Origin of the sequence: Nocardioides sp. NPDC092400, from assembly GCF_040684155.1 — a bacterium.
GTDB lineage: Bacteria > Actinomycetota > Actinomycetes > Propionibacteriales > Nocardioidaceae > Nocardioides.
The window spans coordinates 362,593-377,939 of sequence record NZ_JBFBFJ010000001.1 but is presented as its reverse complement, the minus strand read 5'-3'; the positions used below and the strand labels follow the sequence as shown (position 1 = coordinate 377,939).

The following is a 15,347-nucleotide window of genomic DNA, read 5'->3' as shown; positions in this document are numbered from 1 at the left end:
CCGCACCGCGAGGAGCTCCGTGATTTACCCCCGCCCAGCCCGCCTTGCCGCCGCGCTTGTTGCAGTTCTTACTGCTGCCGTCGGGGTTCTGCCCGCGGCCGGAGACAGTGCCGAGCGCCGGGCGGCCGCGCCGCTGCCCACGAGCGCCACCTATGTCGACGACAAGAACGACATCAGCGGTCCGAGGGGCCAGAACATGAAGGGCGACCGCGACCTGCGCAGCGTCCGCGCCGCGGTCGAGGGCGAGAACATCGTACTGACCGTCAAGGTCAAGGACCTGAAGCCGGCGCACCTGCGTGACCGCGGCAAGGACGGGTGGCACTGGAACTCGACTCTCGTCGCGGCCCGCCTGTTCGTCGGTCAGAGCATGTACGAGATTATGGACGCGGCCGTCGGGACTCCGCAGTTCGTCTACCAGGCCAAGCTTCCGATGGGAGGGATCCGCGACGGGAAGTGCCCTCCGCTCGATGAGGAAGGCGAGCCGGTGGAAACCTCCGACACGGCGCTCAGCCAGGAGGTCGACTTCGTTCGCAACACCGTCACCTTCGTCGTGCCGCTGCGCTGCATCCCTGGCGAGACCGCTCGCGTTAGCGGGCGGCTGTCCTGGAGCAAGAGCAACGAGATGATGGCGATGCCGGACTACGACGACGACGCGCACCGGTTCACCGCCAAAGGCCGCTACATCCCGTTGACGTCCAAGCGGTTTCGGCTCCGCTGAGCGCGACCCGCAGTAGGGCCGTCGTCGGTCTGTCCACCGGCGTACCAGGCAATGCAACCGCCACCCTGATGGCGAACTGTGCGACACGTTCCATCCTGGCTGGCATACCGGCCCAGGCACACCGCGCCCCCGTCGCAGCGAGCCGCAGATGCGGCTCGTCGACTCGTCCGAGCGTCCATGCCGAAGCTCACTGGAAGGAAACCGTTGAGTTCTCATCTGACCGTCCGGCTTGCCGCCGTCGCCAGCGGCACCATCCTCGGCCTCATGTCTGTGGTGACTCCGGCTGCGGCCGCCACCAAGACCCAGAAGGACGCCGCGGGCGACGTCGACGTCTTCGAGCCTGCGCCGGTTAACGAGAAGTCCGACATCCGTTCGGTCACCGTCACCGCCACCAAGAAGACGATCAAGGTCATCGTCAAGGTCAAGGACCTCGTCCCCGACAGCGACTCGGAGAACTAGTTGGTGGAGGTGTCGCTGGTCGCCTCGCCGAAGGCAAAAACCACCGACGCGGTGCGTGACCCCAAGAGGTGGATCTTCTTGGGCTCCAACCGGTACAACTGGGACACCGGCCTGTACTGCGATGGTGCCGCGCACACGAAGACGGGCAAGACGACCCAGTTCACGACCGCAGCCACCTGCGAGCGAAACCCGAAGAAGAACACGGTTACCTTCACAGCGCCGACGAAGCACCTCGCCAGGACAACGCCGAAGTACGTGATGGCGCTGGCGTCGGTGATGGCGCAGACGTGGCAGGGTGAGCCCGTCGATTGGGGCGGCACCGCCTTTGACGAGGCACCGGCGTTCTACACCAAGATCGGCTGAGGCGTGCCCCGGAGTACGGGGGTTCGCATCGGGTCTCCCGCGCAGGAGTTGAGCTCAAACGATGCGCTGTCGCGGCCGAGGCGAGCGAAGCGCAGCGACGCGCCCGGTCTGTGCACGTTCGTCGATCACACGGTCGGCGCGGCCGGGTGATCCTTCAAAGTGCCTGGGCCACGGTCTTACCTTGGAACGGACGGGGGCCCTGCAGCCTCCTCGCTTCAGCCGACCGGGCTGAGGTGTCCCAATCCCTTCGGGGGACGGCGTGTCAGCTCAGCTCCGGCGACGACATCGCCGTCGCAACTGGCTTCCCCGGGCCGCGCCACACGATCGCCCGGTGCCAAGCGAAGTACGGGGACGTGACGCGCGAGAACGCCGAGCAGGACCGTCCCCGCAGGGCCTCCATCCGCGTGTAGAGCAAGGGCTCGTCCGTGCAGACCTCGATGATCCCGGTTTCGTCGACCGTGATGAATCCGTCCTCGTACAGCGCATCACAGCCGAACACGCAGGCCGCCATCGCGATATGGGCGAGGTTTCGGCGCTCGTCTTCCGTGCAGGATGACCTCTTCTTGATGTGTGCCGCACGCAAGAAGCGAACGGGGAGCTCGTCGCCACACAAGGCACAGAGCGCTGACGTGGCCGCGGCGAAGAGGACGCGGCGAAGCAGCGCTTGCTCGCGCCGCTGAAGTTCGCGGCCCTCTCGGGTGAGGTCGCCGTCGAAGGTCAGACCGTCGTCGGAGGCGAGCGCGACGCCTTCCGCGTCCGGTGCGGGGCCACCGTCGGCGGTGGGCTCGGCTCCCGCGCTGGCCGTGTGCACCGGGGATGGCGATCCGTGGCTGTCCGGACGCAGGTCGGGTGGAAGCACGGTGCCGCCCGCTTCCCCCCACTTCGTCTTGATCTGGGCCACCCGAGACGGATTGACCTGCGCGACCTTGGCGATGTCAACGTTCGACCACCCGGCGGCGAGCAGGCGGCAGATGCCCTCGTGGCGGACGTCGGTCGCGACCCGGACACGCTCTGAGTGCAACCAGGCCTCGGCGGCGAGCGCGGGAAGGGTCTGGGCCGCATCCGCTACGAGCGGCACTTCGCCGTACTTAACGCGGAAGTCTTCGAGGGCGACCCGGAGGGCTGGCCGGGTGATCCCGGTTGCCTCGGCCAAGCGAACGTTTCTTTCCCGCTTGACTACCGGGCTGGTGGCTGCGAGGCCGTACTCGCGGATCGACAGGGCGGCGCGGTTCCTGGCCTCCCTAGCGGAGTCCCGGGTCACCTCCTCCCCTGCGATAAGACGAGCGGCGGCGCGGACGCGCTCGACGGCACCGGCGGTGAGACGAAGCTCGTCCTGGAGCCAGGCTTCGGCCGCGGCCGTGATCGGGGCCTTGTCCAGGGGCGGAAGACCCGGGGGTGCAGGAGTGGCGGATGTCATCGGAGCCGCAGACTAAGGCCATCAGACATCGACTGCCGTCGATTTCTAGATGGCGGTCGGCCGGTGATCGGATCCGCTCTCCGATGCAGTCCACGATCAGCGTCCGGCGTCGCAGCAAGCCGATCGCGACCATTGACGGCACGTAAAGTGGCGCCCGCGGACCTCGCTCGCTTCGGTCCCACCTAGCACCCTCGCGAGAGAACGGGACGGCCTCTTGTCGGCACACTCCGCTCGATTTGAGCGCCGGACCGAGCTGGGCAGCGGCGACACAAAGTCCACCTACTTCGTGACCGTCACCTGCACGTGCGGAGCGTTCGAGCTAACGCGTCGTTCGGTCGTCAACGACGCGAAGCCCATGGCCTTGGCCGTGGCGGCGCACCGTCAACACGTGGAGAAGGCTGGCAGCTCGGGAGGACGCCGCCCAAGCGCCACGGCCGTTCGGCCGCTTGATCCGCTACCTGCGATGGCTGCAGACGCGCCGTTACCCCACGCCGGCTGGCCGCGACTCGCCCTCGCGGCGGCGACCGTGTCGGTCGTGCTGGTGATAGCGGTCGCGCTGCACGCGACTCGGGACGCCCCTACTCCGTTGCACGACGATGGGCCACCGGCGAGCGCCTCACCGTCTGCGCAGGCAGGCCCGTCGGCCCGCCGTGAGCAGTCGCCTGATGTACGGCGTCTTTGCCGCCGAGCGAAGACCCTCCTGACTACAGACCCGCCCCGATCGGCGTTGCTGTCCCTCGAGGCGGAAACGGAGGGCAGCCTCCCGGCCATGGCCCAGGCCTGCCCCCGCCTGGCTCGACGCGCGCGGGATGCGATCCAGCAGATGGAGTCGGCGCCCACGGTGGACTCGAAACCGCCCGCCCCCGATCCTGCCCCGCCTGGGGATGACACCTTCGACCCGAACACTGGACCTGAGGACAATTCGCTGCTTGGCGGCGGAGACTGCGGCGCGATGTTCGACTATTTCGTCGCCGAACTCAACGCCGGTCGCATTCCTCAATTGGACTTCGACGCGCTGACCGATGAGCTGGCCACTGCCTGCGCTCACGGTGACCTGTGAGCCTGCGCCGCCCAGAGCACGCCGCGTCGACAGCGATTAGCATCCTGCTACTTCCGGGCCGCACGCGGGGCTGTGCCCCCGGGTTGCTGCCTCTCGTCGCGATTCTGCACATCCGCGCGCCGCCACTGCAGGGCGTGGCCGAGGTGAGGCGCGGGCTTGAGCCGGGCGAATATCCCTCTTCTGGGTACAACGAACAACTCGCTGCGGCCTTCTGGCGCTCGCGATCGATCCAAGCAGGATGAGTCGGCCGGAGGATCTCGCTTGGAATCGATGCGAAGTGTGCCCGCAGGTGGATGCCGTGGCGTGGGGGCTAGAGCCACGATCGGTCCGCGGTACCTCTTGTCTCGAGAGGGTCGGCTGTCTCGGTTGAGGCCCTGCGGATCGTCCGACGCGGCTCCACCGAGTGGCCCTGGCAGACGTGAGAGCCACGTGATTATCGGGAGGTTTGGCACGACATCTGCGTAGCGGAAACCCGCTGGTCATCGTTCCACGAGTGGCTTCCTCTTTTCGACTTTCGCCATCCGTGACGAGCGAGCGAACCGCTCGGCCAATGCGCCGGACAGGATCTGCTCGGCCTGTCGCTTGGCTCTTCCTGCGACCGGCCTGTGCGACGACTGCGGGTGACGAACGTTGGAGGCGGCCGAAGCAGTCGGACGCGGCGGCGTCCCTAGTTCCTACTCCATTGACTGGGCTGCAGGCCCCGGCGTGTACACCGACACCCCCCCCGCATGCCCCGGGCGCGGCCGCCCGGGCTAGGCCGGACCACCGTCGGCTTCGACCTGGGGCAAACTCCCGTGCGCGGACACAAAAAAGGGCTAAGCGGCGGGGGAGACGACCCTAGTGGGTCGCCGCCCCCGCCGCAGGCGAGTCGAAGCGTCAGGCAAGCACAGCGTCGAGGACCGCGAGCGTCCGTCGGTCCAACTTCCCGAAGTCGCCGGTCACAGTTCGGAGCATGTTGCGTTCGGGTCGGGTGGCGCCGCGGACGGTGGCCTCGTGATGTTCGTAGGTGTTGACGGCTTGGACGACGCCTTGGGCCGTGCCTGACCAGGGCGCGACCCGTTGGTCGTGGCGGTAGAGGCGCTGGAGGGTGTCGCGTTTGCGGTCCGCCAGCGTGCGAGCCCTGCCCCGCAGGTCGCGCCCAGTGTCGTCGCGTCGAGGGACGTAGGAGTCGAGGAACCGTTGCCACTGACGGTCGTCGACGGCGATGGCGCACAGGTGGGCGACCTCCGCGGCGAACTCGTCGCTGATGGTGTGCACCAGGGCCAGGGCGTCGCGGGCGTCGGCCAGGCGGGCGTGGGAGTACCGGGAGTGGCGAACCTTGTAGGTCTGCCCCTGTTCCGAGAGGGCGGTCTCCCGGGTGTTGTCGCAGACCACGTCGGTGACGGTCCGTTTGAAGGTGGTGGCGATCGATCCGTCGAAGGAGGTGGTGGCCAGCAGGTTGGGTCGGAACTCGACGCCCTCGGGGGTGGTGATGTTCTCGGGTACCGAGACCTCGACCCAGGCGATCGCGCCGCCGCGGAGCAGCCCGGCTGAGGAGATGCCGAGGTCGTCGTCGAGGATGTCGGCGACGGTGGTGAGCAGCCATTCGCGGTACTGATGCATGGCGTAGGAGTCGGCGAAGATGCCGAGCACGTGGTGGGTGTCGTCTCGGGTGATGGCCTGCCTGCCGTCGATGAGCTTCCACCGCAGGGGCGTTCCGTCCGTGCTGAGGTGCGTCATCTCCTCGATCGAAGCCGGGATCTCTGCGGCGAGCCGCCGCGAGACGGCTCGCCAGGCGAAGAGGCGCCGTTCGACGTCGTCGACGGGTACCGGGCCGGGGTAGTGGTTGGACTCTGCGCCCTGGTGTTCGGCGCGGTAGTGCCAGGCGGTTCCGCGCGCCCGGGTGTTCCCGATCAGCGTGTGGAGGTTGAGGTGTTCCAGCGTTTCTCGTGACATGACTTCTCCTTGGAAATGACGAAGGTCCCCGGCGGTTGCCGAGGACCTGTAGGTGGTGGGTGCTGGTTCACCCGGGGTGGGGCCGGCCGGTCACCGGCTGCCGATCCCGGGCGTTGTCCGGGGTTCAGGGACTGGGTAGGGACAAGGGAGGCGGCGCGTGGGTCGCGCCTCGACGAACGAGCGCGAGCACCAGCGCCACGACCTCCCGGATGGCGGACGCGAGCCGCGGATCCCGAACCGCGAGCGCCACGGCCGTGAGGATCAGTGACTCCCACGCCTCGACCCGGTCCGCGACGCGGTTCATCGAACGCATCTGCTCGCATCCCCAGCGGTGCACGTGTGAGACGGCGCGGACGAGTCGGTTCCAGCACCGCCGTATTGCGGCGCCGACCCGCGTAGCGATCCTGACTGCGATGGTCATCGCGGTCCCTCCGCTCCACCACCGCCGAGCTCGCGGAGTACCGGCCCGGCGGCCCGCGGATCCCCCTGGCGCCTCCGCAGGAGCGGAGCACTGGCCGCGGGAGATCGATCCGGCGTACGAGGCGCCCGGTCCAGCAGGTTCGCCAGGCGTTCGCTGGCCTCCTTGGCCACCACGGGACTGACGTGGCTGTACACGTCGGCGGTGATGACGATGCTGCTGTGCCCGAGCCGGCGGCTCACCTCCAGCAGCGACTCCCCCGCCTCGAGCCCCAGCGAGGCGGAGGTATGCCGCAGGTCGTGCAGTCGGATGCGAGGAAGGCCGTGGCGCCGGATCAGGCGATCGAAATATCGCGAGACGTACGCCGGATCAAGCACGGCTCCGTCCTGGCCGGGAAAGACCAGCCGCTCGGCACCGTCGACTGCGTGAGGGGTGGCGGCGTCAGGGGTGGCGGCGTCAGGGGTGGCCGCGTCAGGGGTGGCGGTGGCGTCTTGGTCGGGGCGAGCGGCGTCGGTCGGTCGCTGCCCGCGGACGGCGGTCAGGTGCTGGCGGGTGGCGTGCCAGTGCAGCTGCCGGGCGGTCTCATCGTCGAGAGCGACCGTCCGCACCCCATGCACCGACTTCGGTGGCCCGAGGTGGATCTGGTTGCCGGTCCGTACCGCGGACCGCTCGACACCCAACGCACCGCTGTTGAGATCGACGTCCCCCCACCGGAGGGCGACCGCCTCTCCACGGCGCAGTCCGGTGACCGCAAGAAGCCGGTAAAGGACGCAGAGTTCGTCGCCGCTGATCGCTCGCAGGAACCGGGCGACCTCCTCGGAGTTCCAGGTCCGCACGCGGGGCCTGGTGGGGCGGGGCAGTTCGATGGTCGCGGCGGGGTTGCGGTTGATCAGGCCGCGCCGCACCGCGGTGCTCAGCGCGCTCATCAAGGTGGCGTGGATCCGCTGCAACGAGGATGGCGACAACACCGAGGCCGGTCTAAGTCCCCCCGCGGCTTCGGGAAGTGGTGGGTCGGTACTGAGCGCGCGGTACATCTGCTCGATGTCCTCGGGCGTCAGGTCGGTCAGCAGCAGGTGCCCCAGATGCGGAGCCAGGTAGCGCCGCACGTGGATGGCATAGGCGGCGTGCGTCGAGGGCCGCAGCGCGTGCTTGCCGTGCAGCCACCTGACGAGGTACTCCCCCACGGTCAGATCCCGTGACGGACGCCGACCCGCGGCGTCGCGATTGTCTGCAGACATTCGACTGCCTCCTTTAGAGAAAACAAAAAGCCCGTTCCGACCGAAGGGTCGAAACGGGCTATCGGAATGGGCGACGACGGTCGCCCTCGACGCTCAGTCAGGGCCATTAATTGACACGGGCACACGTCTCCTGAGCGACACCTCCATTATCCCAAATCCAACGGCACCAAACAATAGATCGTCGCCCATATTGCAGTCATTGACGAGAATCGGGCCGGGTTAGCTTGCGCCGATTCGACGAGCAGACCGACGTCCCCGGTCGGGCTGAATGGCGAGTTCCGCTGCCTGCCGGCGCGGATGGCGGCAGACTGCGGACCGTGGCGTCGCAAATGCGGGGAGTGTTCTGCCTGGAGGGTGACTGGGACCGCGACGTCCAAAGCCGTCGGAGCGTGGAACCAGTGCTCGAACTGCTGAGCAACTGCGGCGAACTGCCCTACGTCCACCGCGACGTGGCGACACGTGCGGAGCTGGACCACTACTTGGACCGGTGGCTCACCCGCGACATGGCCCACTTCCCCATCGGTTACCTCGGATTCCACGGGTCGCGCCGCACGCTCCACCTCAGCGAGCAGGAAGAGATCACCCTCGAGCAATTTGCGGACACCCTCGACGGGCGTTGCCAGAACCGCATCCTCTACTTCGGGTCGTGCTCCACCCTGGCGGTCGACGACGAGGTCCTGATGGGCTTCTGCGCGCGCACCGGCGCTCGCGGGATCGTGGGCTACACCAAGGACGTCTCCTGGGCCGAGTCTGCAGCGTTCGAGATCCTCATGCTGACCGACCTGCTCCACGCCTCGCGGATCAAGTCGGCCTACGACCGCCTGCGCCGCGAGCACAACCAGATGACCGAACGCCTCGGACTGCGGATGGCGCACGCCACCTGGGCCTCCGACCGGGCGTTGATGAGCGGCGCCTCGCGCTGAAGGGCCGGGCCCACCCAGGGCACCGGCTCCAGGCATCCGGCTGCGGACCGACCAGTCCGACCGCAACCCGGGCATCGGTGTCCGGACCGGCGATCGCCCCGCGGTCGAACGGCGCTCTCGGACCGCGCGAATCTCACTGATGCCCGCCAGACCAAGGCGGGAGTCCCCCGACCAGGTCCGCCCACGCGTCCTCGAGCCGTGCGGCGGATACGCGGGGGCTCAGCCCTTCTCGACCCGTCCGGTGGCCCAGTCGTCGTTGCAGGTGCCGGTGGCCGGCGCCGGTTCGCAGTGGGGTCCGTGGAAGGCACCCTTCATCACGGTGAACCCGTCGAAGACGGCGCGCTCGTTCCAGGGTCGGAGGTGGCTGGTGAGCACGAAGGTCACCGTGTCCCGCTGGTAGTTCCACCGCGCCGTGAGCCCGTCCCGGAAGGTGGTCTCGGTGGCGGAGTCGTAGCCCTTCACCTTCAACGTGCCGTTCTTGTGCTTGGTCTCCAGGCGGATCGTCGAGTCGTCGGGCCAGTAGATGGTGGCGAAGGCGCGGGTGTTGTTCTTGACCAGCTTCTCCACCTTCAGCGTCCAGACCACCCTCGGCTTCTCGGCGTACTGCACACGCACCCACGCCAGAGAGTTCGCGGGGCCCTGGCGATCCTTGCCGGGACCGTCGCGGAACGTCGTGGTCTCCGCGGCGGCGGTGCCCGCCGTCACCCAGGTCACGGCGCCGGTCATCAGACCCACCACAGCTGCTGCTCTCCGCTTCGTCATCGTCGATCTCCCAAGGGTGCTAATCGGTGCGGGAACTCAAGGTCGGGCTGCGGCACACATCCGCGCCCTGCCTCCCGCCGGTTCCCGTCGGTCGACCAGGGAGACGTACCCCGGCCAGCACGCCTGATCACTACCTTCCTCCGGGCCTGGCGCCTTCGACGCGGTCCGGTCCCCCGGGGCGGGGTCGAACCGGTCGGACGGTCGCTGGGCACGTGGGTCGCGTAGGCGTCACCTGGAGGGCGTCAGCGCCCGGGTGAGGTGATCGGAGAACGTGTCCGATCGTCGGTGACGCCCGTCCCGCGGCGGACGAGTCGCTCGCTAGGCGTCGCGTCGCGCGTACTCGCGGGGGCGACGGGAGCCGACGCGAACTTCGGCTCAGGGCTGTTCCTGATGGACGGGCACGGCGATCGAGGAGCGGCGACGGACATGCCGCAGTGAGGGCACTCCGGCCCGAGTGCGCGCATGTGCCATGGGGCGATCGCCTGGGTGAACTCCTTCTCGAGGCTGGGTCTCGACTATCTCACCGCGACGAGTCCGGATGCGCCCTCGTGCTGCTCGGGGTGGGCGGCTCGCCTCAGCAGGAGTCGTAGTCCTCGCACAGGATGCGGTCCAAGTCGTCGCCGACTTGGTCCTGCCGCTGCTCGTCTTGATGAATCGTGACACCGGCGAACACGACAACTGCGACGCCGATGATGATGCCTACGAGTTGCTTCGCCGTCAGCGGTTGTTTGCCGGGCGAGGTAGTCGGTGGGGTGCTTGGTGGTGCCGGGACCCAATGACTCCCGTTCCACCACCACCGCCCGTCGGGGCTGTATTGCGGCGGCGGGCCCGGGCGGTGCTGCTCCTCCATACAACAACGCTCGCATCTGCGATCCTCCGCCCGCAGGCGTTTCGTAGATTGCGCACGCCGACTACCAGGGTGCGCCGACGACGGCATCAATAGCCACGGCATGAACCGAGGCGCCAACACATCAGCGACCCGTGCGCCCGCCGAGCCGCAACCGACAAAGGACTGGTTTCATTGAGGCCATATGGAGCACCCACCTCCCATGCGCCGCCCACCTCGTCCTGGCTAGCGTCTTGGCTGTCGGGCCACTCGATGCACCTCTGATGTACGGCGAGGGTGACGGCCGCGGGGACTCTGAACCCGCCCTCCCTAGCCACTCGCTGTAGTCGCGCAGCCACCCGTCCCGCCGTGCGTCGGCTCGGCTGCAGAAGTCAATCGGCTCGCCTAAGAAGGGGCCGGAGTCGCTGCAGTCAGACATTGCGCCTTCCCCCTCAGCCGCGAGTTGCGCCGCCAACTCGGGACGGCCACAGGTACCGCCCCGAAAGGGGCGATCACCAGCTCCGGCGTGCCCCGTTCCGCAACGGCGCATCCCGGGCTCCGCCGTTTCCTGAACCCGGCCGCCCCTTCCACTCAGCCGATGGTCCAGTGACTCCGGTACCAGGGGGTCCTGTAGGACTCCCCCTTGAACTCGTAGAAGTAGCGGATCTTGGACGCCTTGCCTGGGGTGCCGCTGGTTCGCCGGACAGTCACTCCGGTTTCATCCCAGGCCGGGTCGTCGGTTCCGCCGTCGGCAGCGCAGACCGTATCGGTGCTGTAGTCGTCCGCCGTGAACCCCATCTGCTTGCTATCGAGGGGACCCTTGAACGACCCGTACCCGCCGTCCACGGGCCGCCGCACGCGCACGTCAATGATCTTCAACCCCCTAGAGGCTGGGTCGAACTCCGCACCGGTGATCGTTGCCATTCCGGGCTCGGTCAGGCACAGGTATCTAGACACGAATGAGTACAGCTGGCCAGCCCCGACCGAGGTGTCGGCTTCCTTAATGACATCGAGCTCGTCGTCGGGAACAGGGACCACGAGATACGGAGCTCCGTCCTGCTTCTCGCCGCCGTCGGACTCACTGCATCCGCTCACCAGAAGGGCGACAACGAGCCCCGACACCGCCGTTCCGACCACACGGCTCGGTACGGAACCGGTTCTTCCTGAACTGCACGATGCTCGAAGCGCCAATGCCCTCTCCATTGCTCCAGCAAACCCATGACTTACGAGTCGTTTCAACGAAGAACCGAGTTCCCTCGTTCCAACCTGATTGGGCATTGACGTTGATCGGCCCCAGATCCACCCCAGCGGTCACTGTCTCATTGACCGCCTTCTTCTTAGTCAACTCATAACCCGGCTCTCGAAGCTTGCAGTGTCTAGTGAGCTTCTCATAAGTGCCCAGTTTCGGCATCTTGTCGAAAGCGGTGTTGACCCCGCGGCCCTCGCGGTAGGTGTACTTGGTGGTGTGGCCTCGACCATCACTGCACGTGTAGATTCGGTCTTGGTAGTTGACTTTGTTCATGATCCACTTACTGACCACGTCGTGGATGGTCTCGTCGATGTTCGAGGTGACGGCCATCTGTCCGCCTGCTTTCCACACACCGCCAGCGAACGAGCTCGTGGTGCCGATTCCGAGCGAGTGAGTGGACTCAGTACCTTGGGTCACGTCAGCGGGAGCCCCGGCCCAGTTCATCACCCGCATGAACTTCTCCAACGGCTTAGTCTTTTTGCCGTAGGTGTTCGTGCAGGTGCCGGGAGCCCGGTGAGCCAGGCTCGCGCTAGCAGGCGCCTTCATAGCGGCTCCAGTTGCGAGCGGGACGGCGTCCCCTGCGATGGAACGCTGCGCCGCAGTACCTTCCTTGGCTCCGAAGTCGAAGTCGAGTGCCAATGGCTGCGCCGGCGCGGAGGGGGTGGTGCGCCCCGCCACCCAGGGCGCTGTCGAAGCTGTCCGCGAGAGGTCCACGGTGGTACCCCACTGCATTTGCTCACCGTCGACTTCGGCGACCATGTTGACCAAGATGCGGTTCCCCGGAAGCCAATATGGCGGTGCCAACTCCTCCGGGTTGAGGCGAATCGCGTAGGCGCCGTCGGCGCCCACCGCAACGAGGCCCTCCACCGCGTCGAAGGCTGTCCCCGGCTTGGCGCCTCGAGCGGGCCCGGCCTCCGCGACGGAGTACCAGACGAAGCCTGCGGTAGGGCTGCCGTCGTCGCGCAGCACCCCCGTGATCGCGGCTGGGTCCTCGTCGACGGCTGCCGTTGCAGACTCGGTCGACGTGTTGAGGCCAGCGGCGAGCAGAACAACTGCCGCAACTAGAGCACTCGGCCGAGTGCGAAGAGGGTGTGTGCGCACGATGACTCCCCGAGATAGGCGCCAAACTTCCACCTCATCCCCCAGCGAGATGGTGACGAAACACATTTCCTTTACCGGCTCGCCCTGCGCGGCGTAGCCCCGCCGCCGCCTGTACCGAACCCCGTGGCTGCTCAGACTTCGGGTTGTGCCGATGGACGCTCACGCCGAGAACGTGCACATCCGGGAGCGGTACCCAGCCGGTCGTTGGTGGGAAGTTCTGATTCTTTTCGGCGTGCTCAGCGCTGGCTTCCTCGGGCGGGGCGTGGACGACTGGCGGCCCACCGCTGCTGCCATCGTCGCCTTCGGGGTCTGCTGGGAGCTCACGAAGTGGCGACTGCGTCGGAACGCCCAAGCGCTGGTGCGCGCTACCTCGAAGGAGTAGACGCGCCGCGTTGCGGTCACGCCCGACGCTTTGGTGGCTTGGGCGCCTTCCGTCCGCGAAGCGCCGACGGCTCCTCGTGCGCTCACGCCGTTGGGTGGACGCTTCAGTCGCTGCGAATCCCTGACCCTCTGTGCGAGTGAAAGCCCCCTCGGACCATCGGTGGGGACGCGCTGGGGGTACCCGATCGTTCGTCGGTCGAGGACGACGTCATTCGCTGTTAGAAGGGGGCCTGCGGCGCGATTCCGCCGCTCCCGACCATCGGTTCGGGACGGCTTCGATGAGGTGCTCTGAGGCGACCGAACCGTTCCGGCGGGCGCTCATCCGCTCCGATTCGCCGCTTGCTCGTCCGGTGCTGTGCCACGCTTGCGCGGATCGCCGCCCGGCCAGGCAAGGAGCCTGCACATGCCTCTGTTCGACATGACGAAGGTTCGAGACGACGTGCCGATGCCTTCCGATGCGCTGGCCGAGGTACGCCGCACCACGTTCGCCGACCAGGGCATCCAGGAACGCAGTCACTTGCAGGCCGCGCTGCGGGACCACATCGAGCTTCTCGGGCCGGACCTGATGGTGATCGGTGAAGAGTTCGGCGATTTCGAGGGCGCGAACCGCCGCATTGACCTGTTGTGCCTGGGTCGCGACGCGCGTCTGGTGGTGGTGGAACTGAAGCGCACCGCCGATGGCGGCCACATGGAGCTACAAGCGCTTCGGTACGCGGCGATGGTGTCGACGATGACCTTCGATCAGGTCGTCCGCACGCTGGCGAGGTATCGATCGTTGCGCGGCTTGAGTGACCACTCAGAGGAGACCGCCGAGTCTGACCTGGTCGAGTGGTTGGAGTCCGATAGTGACGCCAACCCGGCGATCGCGCGGGAGGTGGGGATCGTGCTGGCCTCCGAGAACTTCAGCCAGGAGATCACCACGACCGTGCTGTGGCTGAACGAGTTTCACGGCTTTGACATCCGGTGCGTCCGGCTGAGCCCCTACGAGCTCGGGGAGCGCCTGCTGCTCGATGTGCAGCAAGTGATCCCCCTGCCGGAGGCGTCCTCGTACACGGTGCGAGTGCGGGAGAAGGAGGTCGCTGCTCGGCAGGCGAAGGGGATCGGCACCTCAGACACCACCAAGTTCATCGTGCGCACACCCACGTCGACGACCGAGCCGCTGCCAAAGCGGTGGGCGATTCTCCGTCTCGTCACCGGCCTGGTCGAGGCCGGGGTCCCGATGGACGCCGTCCGGGCCGTGCTCCCCGCCAGCAAGACGGTCAAGGTTCGGGGTGTCTACGCGAGCCCGGAGGACTTGTGGCAGGCCATGCAGGCGCAGCTCGGCAAGCCCGACCCGAAGCGGTGGCACCTCGACGATCCGATCGTTATCGATGGGGACAGCTGGGTGCTTCACAGCAACTGGGGCAAGGGCACCCGCGGCTTCTTCCAGGACCTCCTTGCGCTCGCGCCGTCACGAACCGCCTTCGACGTGTACGAGGAAGACGCCGTTCCCGGGGCGCTTGACGACACCGAATGACGAGTCCTCCACCCGCGTCCGAACACGGCCCTGTCCGTCCCGACGGATGTCCTTGCTCGGCGACACGTCGAGGCAAGGGGTAGTAGTAGCGCGGCGACCGCCGGCCGCCTACGCCGGGTACAGCTCGGCCGAGCTAGACCCTGAACCTCGCGGACCCCAGCCAGTGAGAGGAGCACGATGCCCACCGAGAGATACCAGCACCGGATGTCGCTGCTGCCCTACGCGCCGGCCTTCCGAGACCTCGAGGCGCGAGAGCAGGACGCGTTGCTCGAGCGTCTCTACGGCGCCCACGATTTGGTGGACCTTGCGGCGGAGGACCGAGACTTCCTGCGATCCGCCATCATGCAGATCGCCAACGGCGCCGCCGAGAGCGAGTTGCCGGGTTCTACCGGGGACTTCGGACGCATCGATGACGCCGTCGACTCTGGCGACGACGAGCTCATCGAGCGCGTGCTGGACACGGTCGGCCGCGCCGGTTATCCGCTCTCCGCGGACGAGGCCCAGACAGTCGCGGCGGAGTCTCAGCAGTATGCCGAGTTGCGGGAGCGGCGACCCCGCGGTACCGCCGCTAACTTCAAGCCGGGTGGGGGCGCGATCTGGCCCTACCAGCCACGCTGGCGGGCCGACCTCGCCAATGAGGAGCCGTTGGGTACCGGACCGTTCACCTTGCTGCTGGTGCTTCGTGTCCATCCCGATGGGACGTTGGACGTCTGTCGCACCGTCGACGTTCCCTACTCCCCGAATTATGAGCGACGTGAGACTGGGGCGCTCGCATCCCCTCGTGCATTCATCGCCTCCCACACCCCGACGCAAGTCTGGATGCGAGTCGACCCGTCGCGAGACAACATTTTTCCTCACGGCGACACGGACGACGTCTACCCAGCCTCAGAGTTGCGCCGGCTGTTGGAACGACTGCACCTGGCCTAGCACGCCGTGTAACCCCGGGCTACCGCCGCGGCTGGAACGCACGTGAACCCACCC

General features: G+C 67.3%; 14 protein-coding genes. 7 read left to right on the top strand and 7 right to left on the bottom strand.

The annotated features are described in order from the left end of the window. Positions 1–19: 19 nt before the first annotated feature. From AB0N29_RS01820 to AB0N29_RS01810, 3 genes are all read left to right on the top strand, one after another. Positions 20–718, top strand: coding sequence for a hypothetical protein (locus tag AB0N29_RS01820; protein WP_364863642.1), 699 nt, complete (start codon positions 20–22; stop codon positions 716–718). 264 nt (positions 719–982) lie between these two features. Then, entirely contained in the window at positions 983–1,177 is a 195-nt protein-coding gene (locus AB0N29_RS01815) for a hypothetical protein (RefSeq protein WP_364863640.1), read from the top strand. A 3-nt stretch (positions 1,178–1,180) separates the two neighbouring features. Beyond that, positions 1,181–1,540 carry a hypothetical protein gene (locus AB0N29_RS01810; protein ID WP_364863638.1) on the top strand — a complete coding sequence of 120 codons (360 nt, stop codon included), beginning with the start codon at positions 1,181–1,183 and terminating at the stop codon, positions 1,538–1,540. A 262-nt stretch (positions 1,541–1,802) separates the two neighbouring features. Here the strand turns inward: AB0N29_RS01810 and AB0N29_RS01805 are convergent, their stop codons facing one another. Then, complete coding sequence (locus AB0N29_RS01805; protein ID WP_364863636.1) at positions 1,803–2,957, bottom strand: hypothetical protein; 1,155 nt, start codon at positions 2,955–2,957, stop codon at positions 1,803–1,805. Between the two features lie 769 nt (positions 2,958–3,726). Between AB0N29_RS01805 and AB0N29_RS01800 the strand changes: the two genes are divergently transcribed. Then, complete coding sequence (locus tag AB0N29_RS01800; protein ID WP_364863634.1) at positions 3,727–4,017, top strand: hypothetical protein; 291 nt, start codon at positions 3,727–3,729, stop codon at positions 4,015–4,017. 876 nt (positions 4,018–4,893) lie between these two features. Here AB0N29_RS01800 and AB0N29_RS01795 read toward each other — a convergent pair. Together AB0N29_RS01795 and AB0N29_RS01790 are read right to left on the bottom strand one after the other, a co-directional pair. Then, positions 4,894–5,952 carry a DUF932 domain-containing protein gene (locus AB0N29_RS01795; RefSeq protein WP_364863632.1) on the bottom strand — a complete coding sequence of 353 codons (1,059 nt, stop codon included), beginning with the start codon at positions 5,950–5,952 and terminating at the stop codon, positions 4,894–4,896. 417 nt (positions 5,953–6,369) lie between these two features. Then, positions 6,370–7,554, bottom strand: coding sequence for a tyrosine-type recombinase/integrase (locus AB0N29_RS01790; RefSeq protein ID WP_364863630.1), 1,185 nt, complete (start codon positions 7,552–7,554; stop codon positions 6,370–6,372). 383 nt (positions 7,555–7,937) lie between these two features. Between AB0N29_RS01790 and AB0N29_RS01785 the strand changes: the two genes are divergently transcribed. Next, positions 7,938–8,531, top strand: coding sequence for a DUF6642 family protein (locus AB0N29_RS01785; protein ID WP_364865420.1), 594 nt, complete (start codon positions 7,938–7,940; stop codon positions 8,529–8,531). A 219-nt stretch (positions 8,532–8,750) separates the two neighbouring features. On the opposite strand, the gene AB0N29_RS01780 is transcribed toward AB0N29_RS01785, so the two are convergent. The 4 genes from AB0N29_RS01780 to AB0N29_RS01765 form a co-directional block, all read right to left on the bottom strand. Next, the gene (locus AB0N29_RS01780; RefSeq protein ID WP_364863628.1) at positions 8,751–9,257 is read right to left on the bottom strand and encodes a hypothetical protein; all 507 of its coding nucleotides are present in this window, start codon (positions 9,255–9,257) and stop codon (positions 8,751–8,753) included. A 610-nt stretch (positions 9,258–9,867) separates the two neighbouring features. Further along, the gene (locus AB0N29_RS01775; RefSeq protein WP_364863626.1) at positions 9,868–10,143 is read right to left on the bottom strand and encodes a hypothetical protein; all 276 of its coding nucleotides are present in this window, start codon (positions 10,141–10,143) and stop codon (positions 9,868–9,870) included. A 567-nt stretch (positions 10,144–10,710) separates the two neighbouring features. Continuing rightward, the gene (locus AB0N29_RS01770) at positions 10,711–11,241 is read right to left on the bottom strand and encodes a hypothetical protein (RefSeq protein ID WP_364863624.1); all 531 of its coding nucleotides are present in this window, start codon (positions 11,239–11,241) and stop codon (positions 10,711–10,713) included. Further along, the gene (locus AB0N29_RS01765) at positions 11,198–12,337 is read right to left on the bottom strand and encodes a hypothetical protein (protein ID WP_364863622.1); all 1,140 of its coding nucleotides are present in this window, start codon (positions 12,335–12,337) and stop codon (positions 11,198–11,200) included. Before AB0N29_RS01765 ends, AB0N29_RS01770 begins: the two co-directional genes overlap by 44 nt. A 916-nt stretch (positions 12,338–13,253) precedes the next feature. Between AB0N29_RS01765 and AB0N29_RS01760 the strand changes: the two genes are divergently transcribed. Continuing rightward, positions 13,254–14,366: a hypothetical protein gene (locus AB0N29_RS01760; RefSeq protein ID WP_364863620.1), complete on the top strand. Its 1,113-nt coding sequence runs from the start codon at positions 13,254–13,256 to the stop codon at positions 14,364–14,366. Between the two features lie 204 nt (positions 14,367–14,570). Further along, positions 14,571–15,293, top strand: a complete 723-nt coding sequence (locus AB0N29_RS01755; protein ID WP_364863618.1) for a hypothetical protein — start codon at positions 14,571–14,573, stop codon at positions 15,291–15,293. Positions 15,294–15,347 lie beyond the last annotated feature (54 nt).